Origin of the sequence: Nostoc sp. CCY0012, from assembly GCF_963920855.1 — a bacterium.
In the GTDB taxonomy this organism is placed as follows: Bacteria; Cyanobacteriota; Cyanobacteriia; order Cyanobacteriales; family Nostocaceae; genus Cyanocohniella.
Genome location: NZ_CAWUDM010000012.1, coordinates 77920 through 90916, shown reverse-complemented (window position 1 = coordinate 90916; position 12997 = coordinate 77920). Strand labels below are relative to the sequence as shown.

The 12997-nt window shown below is 45.0% G+C and carries 8 protein-coding genes; 6 read left to right on the top strand and 2 right to left on the bottom strand.

The genetic code is table 11. The features are described 5' to 3' along the window. The coding region (locus ACM0OS_RS05175) for an HAD family hydrolase (protein ID WP_414542096.1) at positions 1-800 on the top strand (800 nt) is incomplete at its 5' end. A gap of 3 nt (positions 801-803) precedes the next feature. Here ACM0OS_RS05175 and ACM0OS_RS05170 read toward each other — a convergent pair. Next, a complete protein-coding gene (locus tag ACM0OS_RS05170; RefSeq protein WP_414542095.1) occupies positions 804-1940 on the bottom strand; it encodes a substrate-binding domain-containing protein in 1137 nt (378 codons plus the stop codon). Positions 1941-2371: 431 nt separating this feature from the next. Here ACM0OS_RS05170 and ACM0OS_RS05165 point away from each other — a divergent pair, with 431 nt between their 5' ends. From ACM0OS_RS05165 to ACM0OS_RS05145, 5 genes are all read left to right on the top strand, one after another. Next, the gene (locus tag ACM0OS_RS05165) at positions 2372-6184 is read left to right on the top strand and encodes a GAF domain-containing protein (protein ID WP_414542094.1); all 3813 of its coding nucleotides are present in this window, start codon (positions 2372-2374) and stop codon (positions 6182-6184) included. A gap of 636 nt (positions 6185-6820) precedes the next feature. After that, positions 6821-8944: an acylase gene (locus ACM0OS_RS05160; RefSeq protein WP_414542093.1), complete on the top strand. Its 2124-nt coding sequence runs from the start codon at positions 6821-6823 to the stop codon at positions 8942-8944. Positions 8945-9016: 72 nt separating this feature from the next. Further along, positions 9017-10048 carry a FecCD family ABC transporter permease gene (locus ACM0OS_RS05155; RefSeq protein WP_414542092.1) on the top strand — a complete coding sequence of 344 codons (1032 nt, stop codon included), beginning with the start codon at positions 9017-9019 and terminating at the stop codon, positions 10046-10048. Further along, positions 10045-11085: a FecCD family ABC transporter permease gene (locus ACM0OS_RS05150; RefSeq protein WP_414542091.1), complete on the top strand. Its 1041-nt coding sequence runs from the start codon at positions 10045-10047 to the stop codon at positions 11083-11085. The genes ACM0OS_RS05155 and ACM0OS_RS05150 overlap by 4 nt, the downstream gene beginning before the upstream one ends. Positions 11086-11103: 18 nt before the next feature. Further along, a complete protein-coding gene (locus tag ACM0OS_RS05145; protein ID WP_414542090.1) occupies positions 11104-11955 on the top strand; it encodes an ABC transporter ATP-binding protein in 852 nt (283 codons plus the stop codon). Positions 11956-12010: 55 nt separating this feature from the next. Here the strand turns inward: ACM0OS_RS05145 and ACM0OS_RS05140 are convergent, their stop codons facing one another. Beyond that, entirely contained in the window at positions 12011-12937 is a 927-nt protein-coding gene (locus ACM0OS_RS05140) for an iron-siderophore ABC transporter substrate-binding protein (protein ID WP_414542089.1), read from the bottom strand. Positions 12938-12997: the final 60 nt, after the last annotated feature.

Here is a 12997-nt window from a genome sequence, read left to right as displayed (position 1 = left end):
GAAAGAGGCAGGGGGGCAGGGGGCAGGGAGCAGGGGGGAAATTTCTTCGTTACTCCCAACTCCCAACTCCCAACTCCTCATTCCCCACTCCCTACTCCCCATTCCCCACTCCCTACCAAATTAAAGGAATTAATGTGTTACCAAGTTTTCAAGCCGCAATTTTCGACATGGATGGTTTGCTTTTTGATACGGAAAGCATTGCTCGGTGGGCTTGGAAACAGGCTCTCAGTAATTATGGTTATATCATGAATGATGATTTATACCTAAAAATTGTCGGTCGGGATTTGTCATGGCGGGAAAAATTACTCAAAAAGAAATATGGGGATAGCTTACCTTTTAATTCTGTGACCGCAAAACGCATTGAAATAGGCGATGCACGAGAAATCCAAGAAGGTCTACCATTAAAGCCTGGTGTCTTAGATTTGCTGAAGCAACTCAGTAGCCTGAATGTCACTATTGGATTGGCAACCGGAACAGACCGTGTGAGAGCCATCCGCCGGTTGACAAATGCTGATATTCACCAATACTTCACTACCATTGTTACCAGTGAAGATGTTGCTGAGGGCAAACCTGCACCAGATATTTTTTTAGAAGTCAGCCGCCGGATGAATATTCCACCTATGGAGTGTGTAGTTTTTGAAGACTCATGTGTAGGTGTAAAAGCTGCCTTTCAAGCAGGTATGTGTCCTATTATGATTCCCGATATAGAACAGCCATCTTGGGAAATTACAAATTTGGCTTATCGCGTATTTAACTCTTTAGAACAAGTAAGCGAATTATTAGCAGAAATTAAAAATTAAAAATCAGTCCTCAATTGTAGCTACAACTTCCCCAGTTTGGCTAGTATTATAACCGCCTATGGCTTCTAACTGTGAGAGTACCCGGCGATGTCCTAAAGTGCCTAATAATTGTTGTACTGGAGCTTCGTCTAAGTATGACTTGAGAACCGCCAAATCATAGCGTGATTCTTGTAAAGGGATAAATCCTAACCCAAAGGCGGCGGCTACAGATGCAGTGCTGATACCAGATGTAACTTTTCCACTAGCCACTGCTTGGGCTACTTCTAGATGTCCGTGGACAATGTGGTCAAATCCCTTGACGGCTGTAAAAGGAATATTGGCATTGTTAAGCGATCGCTCTAAGACTTGGCGACTACCTGAACCTTCTTCGCGGTTGGCAATGGTCACACCAGGTTGTGCTAAGTCTGCAATAGTTTTCAAACCTAGAGGATTATTTGGCTGAGTTAATATTCCTTCCTCCCAAACCCCAAGATTAATTAGTACAGCCGCCGCGCCCTGAAGAACAGAACGCACAAAAGGAGTATTAAATTCTCCAGTGTGGGGATCGTACATATGCATCCCTGCAAAGTGAACTTCTCCCCGACGTAGGCGGTGCAATGCCGTCATACTATTATCTAAGGTCCAATGTACCCTCAAATTAGGATGCCAACGTTCCGCAGCCCGCGCCCACAAAGATAAAGCCGGCGCACAACCAGCTAAAATCACCGTCTGATGCAAATTTCCGGGATCATCTAAGAGTTGGACACGAATTGTCTTTGTCCCAGGCAGGCGATCGCCTTCACCATCAGCTGGTACCATCTCTGTACGGAAAGCATCTTGACCAATCAAGGGATGAGCAATCCATTGTTTGCCAACTTGAGCCAAAATTAACCGTAAACGCTGACCTAATGGCACATTGTAAGCGGGTACGGCTTCTATTTCTGGTAAATCTTGCTCTAACCAAAATAAATCTTCCACCTGACAACCCAGGGCCTTTGCCAACCGCAGGGCGATGGTGGTGGATGGTGCATATTGCCCTGATTCCACACCACTAATAGTTTGACGAGTCACGCTAGCCAAATTAGCCAAATCTTGCTGACTCATACCCAAGCGGATTCTCGTTTGCTTTAATTTGTTGCGAAGTTCGTCCTGTTTTACCACGTCTTAGTTTTGTGCGGTTATCCTTTTCTTTAAATTAGCGTGAATGGGAGTGCGGTTTATCGAATCCAGTGGGATCTTGGTCAGGCACTCTAGCCGCAGGTAATAATAAGATCATTCCCATTACCAAGAAGCAGAGGAGCAGGGGAAGCAGGGAGAGCAAGCCCTGCCCGTTCGCGCAGCGTCTCGCAGAGAAGCCGTGGAACAGAGCGGAACATAAGTATAAAGCCCCGCCCACTCCGGCAAGCTCACTGTGCCACCTGCGATGCCCTGAGCTTGCCGAAGGGTCGAACTGCTCAGTGCGCCGCTTCTGGGGCGCTCTTGCTGGGGCGAAGTAACAAGCTCCGTCTCAGCTTTCCCCCTTGCTCCCTGCCCCCTGCCCCCCTGCCTCTTTTGACTTTCCAGCCTTCTACTCGCCCATTGACTCAAAGTCCATGACTGAAACTTCCCCTAAACCCATTGCAACCACCACCCCTTTACCTGCAAATGAAGGAGAACGCTTAGAGGCACTGCGGCGATACAATATTCTCGACACCCCAGCGGAAGTTGCCTTTGATCGCATCACCTCTTTGGCAGCGCGTTTATTTAATATGCCGATGGCGCTGGTTTCCCTGGTTGACGAATCGAGAGGCTGGTTTAAATCTTCCTATGGCATTGATCTACGTGAGGTGCAGCGAGATGCAACTATTTGCAGCTTGACGCTGTTATCTAACGAGGTTTTAGTCATTCCCGACACCAGGCAAGACAATCGGCTCGCCTGTAATCCATTTGGACAAAATGAACCGGGTTTGCGGTTCTATGCCGGCGCACCATTGCTGACTCCAGATGGCTTCAACTTAGGCGCTCTTTGTTTGTTAGATACACAACCGCATGATGGCTTAACTAATGAACAAAAAGCTGCCCTGGCGGATTTTGCCGCAATGGTGATGGATGAACTAGAACTACGACTGGTAGCCAGTAAAATTGCTCAAATCGATGCAGCGTTGCTAGAAGTGACTCAAGGTGTTTCTGCTGTCACGGGTGAAGCATTTTTCTTGGCTTTGGTAGAACATTTGAGTCAAGTTTTGGGGGTTGATTATAGCTACATTGGTTTGGTGGACGCAGATCAGCAGGAAGCAATTCGGACGATCGCTGCCTGTGGACATGGGCAAATCATCGATAACTTTGAATACCTTCTGCATGACACCCCTTGCCGGGAAGTACTTCAGACAAAAAAATTGTGCTGCTATCCCCATCGAGTCCAAACTTTGTTTCCCAACGCGCCTTTGCTGAAACCTCTCAAGGTGGAAAGCTATGTAGCGCTTCCCTTTTTTGACACAACAGGCGTACCTATTGGACTACTGGGCGTGATGGATAGCAAGGCATTGACAAATGTACAGCTTGCCGAATCCCTATTAACCATCTTTGCTCTGCGGATTGCCACCGAACTGGAGCGACAACAAACAGAAACAGCACGGCAACAAGCCCAGCAGGAGTTGGAGCGTTTAGTTGCCCAACGAACGGCTGAATTATCCCAAGCAAACGAATTACTCCACTTGGAGATTGCGGAGCGCCAGCAAGCCGAAGCTGATTTGGAAACAGAACAGGAATTACTCAAAGTGCTGCTTGATAATGTGCAGGCAGGAATCGTAGCGTGTAATGCTGAGGGAATTTTAACTTTATTTAATCGAGCCGCCCGAAAATTTCATGGTTTGCCGGAGCAACCACTACCACCCGATGAATGGGCAGAATACTATGACTTGTATTTACCCGATGGCACAACGCTGATGCCCAAACACGAGATCCCGCTATTTCGAGCATTACAGGGCGAAATAGTTGAGAATGTGGAAATGGTGATTTCACCCACACAGGGAAAGGCAAAGACGCTGCTTGCCAGTGGACAGTCCATCGTTGATAGCCAGGGCAAAAAACAGGGGGCAGTCGTTGTCATGCATGACATCACCGAACGTAAACAGGCAGAAGCCGAACGCGCCGAATTGATCCGGCAGCAGGTTCACGAGCAAACTGCACGCATCAAAGCAGAAGCCGACCAGCAACTATCAGCATTTCTCGCAGAAGTCAGTACAGTACTAGCATCCTCATTGGATGATGAATGTACTCTCAAAAGTGTGGCCAATCTGGTGGTGCCATTCTTTGCGGACTGGTGTACCATCGACCTGCTGGAAGACAATCAATCCATTCATCGGGTTGCAGTGGCTCACTGTGATCCCACGAAAGTGGCATTGGGCTGGGAAATTCATCGTCGATATCCCAGACACATCGACGAAACAGAGGGATTACCCAAGGTACTGCGAACTGGGAAAACCGAAATAGTGTCAGAAATTCCCGATGCTGTATTGGAAATGGTGGCTCAAGATTCTGAACATTTACAAATATTACGCGAACTGGGCTTAAAATCTGGTGTGATCTCACCATTGATTGCCCGTGGACAGATTTTAGGGGCAATTACCTTTGTCACGGCTGAATCTCATCGCCGTTATAGTCCAGCAGATGTATCCTTAGCAGAAGACATCGCCCATCAAGCAGCGATCGCCATTGATAATGCTCGCCTCTACCTGGAGGCACAGCAGTCGCAACAAGCCGCAGAAGAATCGGCCGAGCGCATTACCCGGCTTCAGTCTGTAACGGCTGCTTTTTCGGAATCGCTGACTCCCATCCAGGTAGCAGATGTAATTGTAGATCAAGGAATTGCGGCTCTAGGCGCTAATTATGCCCTTGTGGCTTTAGTGAATGACCGTGGCACTGAACTCGAAGTCGTCCGCAATGTGGGCTGTAAACTAGAGCAACTCAACGGTAGTCAGCGTTTTTCACTCGATGCGCCTGTGCCTTTAGCAGAAGCCGTACGCACCGGACAGCCGATTTGGGCAGAATCATCACAAAAACGAGCAATGCGCTATCCGCATCTCAGGGAACAGTATCAGCAGTACAACTTTGAAGTCTGGATTTCCATTCCCCTGATGGTTGAAGGTCGAGCCATCGGAGGCATATCCTTTGGTTTTATGGAGCCGCAACAGTTGGATAGGGAGCAACAAGTGTTTATCTTATCCCTGACCCAACAATGCGCCCAGGCGATTATCCGTACCCGCCTCTACGAAGCAGAGCGAACAGCCAGAAATGCCGCCGAAACGGCCAACCGAGTCAAAGATGAATTTCTCGCAGTGCTGTCCCATGAGTTGCGATCGCCTCTCAATCCAATTTTAGGCTGGTCAAGGCTACTTCAGAACGGCAAGCTAGATCAAGCGAAGACGGCACAAGCCTTGGCAACTATCGAGCGCAATGCCAAGCTACAATCGGAACTGATTGAAGACTTGCTTGATATTTCCCGGATTTTGCAAGGAAAACTCAGTTTGAATGTCAGTCCAGTAAATTTAGCATCGACTATTCAAGCTGCCCTGGAAACCGTGCGACTGGCAGCAGAAGCTAAATCCATCACCATAGAAACAAGTTTGGCATCTCAGGTGAAACTTGTCTTAGGAGACTCTACTCGCTTGCAACAGGTAATGTGGAATCTGCTTGCCAATGCCGTTAAATTCACTCCCGCAGGCGGTAAGGTTGAGGTGCGACTAGAGCAGATAGATTATCATGCTCAAATCACCATCGGCGACAACGGCAAGGGCATTGCTTCAGATTTTTTGCCATACATCTTTGACTACTTTCGTCAAGCCGATAGTACTACAACACGTAAGTTTGGCGGATTGGGATTAGGATTGGCCATCGTACATCATCTTGTGGAATTACATGGTGGCACCGTTGAGGCAGATAGCCCCGGTGAAGGGCTAGGAGTCACTTTTACCGTCAGGTTACCACTCCAGCCCATAAGTTCAGCAGCAAATCAAAAGGAGCAATTTTCCCAGTCATCTGTCAATTTGCAAGGCGTTCAAGTGTTGGTGGTGGATGATGATACCGATACACGAGAGTTGATTGTGTTTTTGTTAGAGCAGGCTGAGGCCAGTGTCATTTCAGTAACTTCAGCCAGTGCAGCCTTGGCAGCATTAACACAATCCCCACCGGATATCCTCATCAGTGACATTGGAATGCCAGATATGGATGGCTATATGCTAATACGGCAAGTGAGAGCTTTGCCACCAGAACAGGGCGGGCAAATACCGGCGATCGCACTGACTGCTTACGCTGGCGACTTTAATGAAAAACAAGCTCTCGCTGCTGGCTTTCAACGTCATGTAGCAAAACCTGTGGAACCCAATGAGTTAATCAACGCGATCGTCACATTGCTCATGGAACAATAATTAGCCGGAATTGAGATGACAAGTCTGCAATTAACCTAGCTTTCCTGAGCAGGAATTTCCCAACTGTCTCTTCTCGATAAATAATCATTTTCAGGGTGAACGCTCATATCTGCATAAAGGTCATACTAAGGAGTCGCGCAAAAATAACTTGAACACTTTTAATTGGAAAGTAAGGCTCACAGCCTACTCCAGATTAAATTTGTACAACTTATTTTTACATGATGCCTAAGTTGCGTTCAAACATAATATTTCTACTCCCTACTCCCAGCCCAAGTTACTAGTTTGGCAGCTTTACTCAGATTTATTGATAGTATTTTGCTTTTATTCTTTAAAATAAAATCATCTGAAGCAAATTTAGAGCAATAAATATTTATGACATTGATTGTAGATTATAGCTAAAACCAGCTGTATTCTAGAATAGATAACAAACCTATTTACCCATAATAACAAAAGCTGGCAATTCATACTCGTATAATCTTGACACAGGTTCTGTTTTATTTTAGTGTTTATTAGTAATAACTTTCATTTAATTTCCAAGCCTTTGCATCTTGTACTGTTGCTGCCTGCATAATTTGCAAGAAAGTACCCCCTGGGCATATACGGGCGAGTAGCCTTTAATCTGTAACTATAAATAAAATGCTTTTTACGGCTAAAACTCAGCTTGATAGTCCTTTAAGCTGGCAGAAACAATTAAAAAGATTTTTACCTTTTCTACTCACCATCATATTTACGGTGGTAGTGAGTAGCCAAAGTATCAGCTCTGCACCCAAAAATACAGAAATTCTCTGGGATACCTACGGCATACCTCATATTTACGGTAAAAATACCCAAGGTGCTTTTCAAGCCTTTGGTTGGGCGCAAATGCAAAGTCACGGTAACTTGCTGCTACGCCTTTACGGACAAGCACGGGGACGGGCTGCGGAATATTGGGGAGAGGAATATCTAGATTCAGACAAATGGGTATTGACAATGGGCGTACCTAAAAGTGCGAGTGCTTGGTATCAAGCCCAAAGTTCTGCTTTTCGTAGTTACATAGATGCCTTTGCCAAGGGAATTAATACTTATGCCCAAGAGCATCCCGATTTAATTGATGATGAAGTAGAAGTAGTTTTACCTGTGACGCCAGAGGATGTATTAAGTCACCTGCAACGGGTACTGCTTTTTACTTTTATAGTCAATCCGGAGAGTGTTGCAGATCTCAGCCAGTCCCAGTCTCCAGGAGCCTCTAATGGTTGGGCGATCGCTCCAAAACGATCTGCTAGTGGTAAAGCGATGCTGCTAGCCAATCCTCATTTGCCTTGGGGAGATTTATTTTTGTGGTACGAAGCACAAATTACCGCCCCAGGTATTGATGCTTATGGGGCAACATTGGTGGGCATTCCAGTGTTAGCGATCGCCTTCAACGATAATTTAGGTTGGACTCATACTGTCAATACTCACGATGGCTGGGATGCCTACGAACTGAAATTAAAAAACAACGGTTATCTCTTTGATGGCAAAGTTCGCCCCTTTCAAACAGCAAACTTTCCATTAAAGGTAAAGCAAAAAAATGGCTCGTTGCAGGAGCAACTATTCTCAGTCAAAAGTTCTATTCACGGGCCAGTTATTACGCAGAAAAATGGTAAAACCGTGGCCCTGCGAGTTGTGGGACAAGACAGTCCGGGTGTTTTAGAACAGTGGTGGGATATGGCCAGATCTAAAAATTTCACCCAATTCCAAAAGGCACTGCAACGCTTACAACTACCGATGTTTACCGTCATGTATGCCGACCGTGAGGGGCATATTATGCATTTATTCAACGGTCTGGTTCCCGTGCGTCAAGCAGGAGACTTTGCATACTGGCAAGGTATAATTCCCGGCGATACATCCAAAACCTTGTGGACTAAAAATCACCCTTACCAAGATTTACCCAAAGTCATTGATCCTCCAAGCGGTTGGTTACAAAATGCCAATGATCCACCTTGGACTACTACTTTTCCCCCAGCTATCAAAGCAGACGACTACCCACCTTATATGGCTCCACGAGGGCCAATGTACTTCCGGGCCCAAAGTTCCGCTTTGATGTTAGCTGAAGATAAAAGCATTTCTTTTGCAGAAATGATTGCCTATAAGCATTCTACAAAGATGGAACTGGCGGAGCGGATTCTAGATGATTTAATTGCAGCCGCCCGACAGCAAAAGGATGAATTAACACTCCACGCCGCCGATATCTTAGCAGCATGGGATCGCAAAGCCGATGCTAATAGCCAAGGGGCTGTACTGTTTAATTTCTGGTTGGAAGATATAGATTTTGATACCTTGTTTAGCACTCCTTGGAACGAAAAATCGCCACACACAACACCTAAAGGCTTGGCTGACCCTAAAAATGCCGTAAAAGTACTGACAGAGGCGGCGAAAAAAGTAGAAAAAGCTTATGGAAAACTAGATGTCCCTTGGGGTGATGTCTTTCGGTTACAGTATGGCAATTTCGACTTACCTGCCAACGGCGGTGATGGTTATAACGGCATCTTCCGTGTAGTGAATTTCGCTCCAGCAGGTAATAGGCGCTTTCGACCAGTTGCTGGTGATTCTTATGTTGCAGCTGTTGAGTTTTCCCAACCAGTCAAAGCAATGGCTCTCACTAGCTATGGTAATGCCACTCAACCTCATTCACCCCATGTTGGCGATCAACTGGAATTTTTTGCGCGCCAGAAGTTACGTCCGGTATGGCGAACCCAAAAAGAAATAACCACTCACTTGGAGGAGCGCCAAGTATTTTAACTACAAGCTAGGAGGTTCCTGAAAATCCCAAAACTTCGGTTTTGATTAGATATAGACTCATCAAGGCTAAATATGGCAAAAGCAACCACAACTTTACCAAGAAAACTGAAACAGCCACAAATATCACCTTTAGTTGGTCTTGTTCTGGGACTAATTATCCTGCTCATCAGCTTGGTGTACAGTGTGACTCTAGGTGCAGCAGAAATACCTTTAAGGCAGATTTTGGCATCCTTTGTCACCTTTGACGGTTCCTATGATCACCTAGTGATTCAGACCGTGAGATTACCGCGATCGCTAGTTGCTCTTTTGGTAGGTGCAGCCTTAGCAGTATCTGGAGCCTTAATGCAAGGTTTGACGCGCAACCCTTTGGCAGATCCCGGTATTTTAGGCATTGAGTCGGGGGCTGCATTGGCTGTGGTTGCCACAATTTTTGTGTTTGGCAGCTCCTCCTTGGGGGTTTTGACCGTTGTGGCCTTTTTGGGTGCAGGCGTAACAGCAATGTTAGTCTACTTCCTGGGTTCTCTGGGGCGAGGAGGCCCGACACCACTGAATCTGACAGTTGCAGGTGCGGCGCTCACGGCTTTGATTTCTTCCCTCACCACGGCTATTCTGATTGTCAGTCAACGCACCTTAGAAGAAATTAGATTTTGGTTAGCTGGTTCTCTGGCAGGACGAGATTTTAATATTCTCTTGCAAGCATTACCTTTCGTTGTTATTGGCTTAGTAGTGGCCTTTGCCCTGGGGAGACAAATTACTACTATGAGTCTTGGTGAAGATGTGGCTAAAGGTTTAGGTCAACAGACAGCTTGGGTGAAAATCATGACAGCCATCAGCGTTGTTTTACTGGCGGGGAGTTCAGTATCTCTTGCTGGGCCCATTGGCTTTATTGGCTTAGTTGTTCCCCACATGGTGAGATTTTTCATCAAAGCTGATTATCGGTGGATTTTGCCTTATTCTGCCGTATTAGGGGCAACTTTACTTTTAATTGCAGATATTGCCGCCCGGATATTACTTAAACCCCAGGAATTACCTGTGGGAGTCATGACAGCACTGGTTGGTGCGCCCTTTTTTGTCTACTTGGCTAAATCAAAGGTGAAAAAATGAAGGTTGATTGGCTCGTCATCCGTTCTGAGACGATATCTTTTCGGATAGACCGACGCGTACCATTGATGCTGCTATGTCTGGTAGTAGTTATTGGGGTAGCGATGGTGATCAATGTGGGTAGGGGTGAATATCCAATTTCGCCCTTAGATATTATCAAAACTATATTAAATCTAGATACAGGCAACCCAGACCATGCTTTCGTGATTCACAACCTGCGTCTACCTCGTACCCTTGTCGCTTTTATGGTGGGAGTGGCACTAGCAATTTCTGGCACTATTTTTCAAGGACTGACACGCAACCCGTTGGCTGATCCCGGTATTATTGGCATCAATGCCGGTGCGAGTCTGGCAGCAGTGACAGTAATTATTTTATTTCCTTCAGCACCAATTTACACTTTGCCGCTATCAGCCTTTGCAGGCGCTCTATTGATGGCGATGCTCATTTACTCCTTAGCCTGGAACAATGGTAGTTCCCCCATTCTGTTAATTTTAATGGGTGTGGGGTTGTCTGCGATCGCCAGTGCTTTCACCAGCTTGATGATTACCTTTGGCGAAATCTACAGCGTCAGTGATGCCCTTGTATGGTTGGCTGGTAGTGTTTATGGACGCACCTGGGAGCAAGTCTTTTCTTTCTTACCTTGGTTAATTGTTTTCGTCCCGATGGCGTTGACATTGGCAAGACATTTGAACATTTTAAATTTAGGAGATGATGTTGCCAAAGGCTTAGGTACTCGTGTGGAATGGCAACGTGGTTTACTCGTGCTAGTGGGTGTAGCCTTAGCTGGTGCAGGGGTCGCCACTGCGGGAATGATTGGTTTTGTGGGTTTAATTGCACCCCATTTAGGCAGACAGTTGGTAGGGACAAATCATGAAGGCTTGATTCCTACTTCTGCATTGTTAGGGGGAGTGATTGTAGTGGCGGCAGATTTGCTAGGAAGAACCTTGTTTGCACCTATTGAAATTCCTTGTGGGGTGGTAACAGCTGCTATCGGCGCTCCTTATTTTTTGTATTTGTTAATTCGTAACCGTAAAAAATAAACCTGGGAAATATTAATTATGCAAGGATTATCAACCAAGAGTCTGTCTTTAGCTTACGATGGTGCGCCAATTATCCGTGACTTGAATTTAGCAATTCCTTCCGGAAAAATTAGTGCTTTAGTTGGTGCCAACGGTTGTGGTAAATCAACGTTATTACGAGGTTTAGCAAGATTGCTGAAACCTTGTAGCGGTAAAGTATATCTTGATGGCACTTCAATTTTCAATCTTTCTACCAAAGAAGTTGCACAGCAGTTAGGAATTTTACCCCAAAGTCCAGTTGCACCAGAAGGATTAACAGTCAGAGATTTAGTGGCACAAGGACGTTATCCTTATCAAAATTGGTTGCAGCAGTGGTCAGCAAAAGACGAACAAATTGTCCAACAATCACTAGAAATTACATATCTATTAGAGTTGGCAGATAGAGCATTAGATACTTTGTCTGGTGGACAACGCCAACGAGCTTGGATTGCAATGGCACTCGCTCAGGATACAGATATTTTACTATTGGATGAGCCAACTACTTTTTTAGATTTAGCCCATCAAATAGAGGTTTTGGATTTGTTAGATGAGTTAAACCATACTCAGGGAAGGACTATTGTCATGGTGTTGCATGACTTAAATCAGGCTTGTCGTTATGCAGATTATCTAGTTGCTGTCAAAGAAGGTCGAATTTTTACGGCTGGGGAACCGAATCAGGTAATGACTGAGGAGATGGTAAAAGAGGTTTTTGGGTTACAGTGTCGTGTTGTTCCTGATCCAGTTGTGGGAACCCCAATGTGTGTTCCCATAGGACGTAAGGGAGAAAGGACATTACAAATTCCGGTACATTCCCAAAGGAAATCCCACAACGGGAGCAACGCGATCAAGTGAGATCGTCGTGAAATTATCTGGGGGAGCGACAGGGTTGTTTTGTTCCCTCAAATAGTTAATAAGTCAGATATTTAAATAGGTCATCAAGTAGCTTATTTATTCCCAAAAATCCGTATGTCCACCATCTATTTTGTTGCACTTCATACACCCGATTTGTTTGAGCAGCATTAAGTGTAGACAAAAGCGGACTTTGCAAAAACGATAGTGCCGCATCCTGATTTCCACTTAGATTCATGACAAACAAAATATCAGCGTCATACTTGTTTAATACTTCGATACTTGATACTAAAGTCTGTTGTTGTTGGTTGGCTAGTTTAGGTATAAGTCTAATACCAAGGTCTTGAAAAACTTGATTATAAGTTTCATTTTCTGAATATGTAGCGATGACACTTTCGGAAAAAAGATTAATAACTGATACCTCTATTTTTTGTAGACGATCACCCATCAAATTTTGCAACTTTCTAACTCGTTCATAATATTCAGAAATAACTTCCTCTGCCTTTTCACTTTCACCTAGCACTTGAGCAATAAAACGCAGATTTTCTTTGAAAGAGTAATTCAGTCCTGGCAAATCTACGACAACGGTAGGCGCGATCGCCGATAACTGGTTATAAAAACTTTTCTGGTATTCACGCATCAAAATTAAATCGGGTTTGAGCTTGATAACTCTTTCTATATTAGGCTGATTTCCAGTACCAATTATCTCTATACCAGCCGCTTCATCATTAGTTACACCTCGGAATAAAAAGTCGTACTGTGGAAAATAACTTACTGTACCAATTGGTTTGACACCCAGAGATAGCACGGGATCTAAAAGCCCAATATCATTTAATACAATGATTCGCTGTGGTTTCACAGGAATTATTGTTTCACCCAAAGCGTGTTTGACTACTCTTGTGGCTACTGGTAGAGAAGATGTAGATAAGGTGTTATCAATTGCATTTGGCGAAATATTATGATGGCAAGCTAAAAGCAAAGCCATAGTCACAATTCCTAGCAAAAATGATTTTAAATAACGATACACTTTAATCTTTTTCCTCTT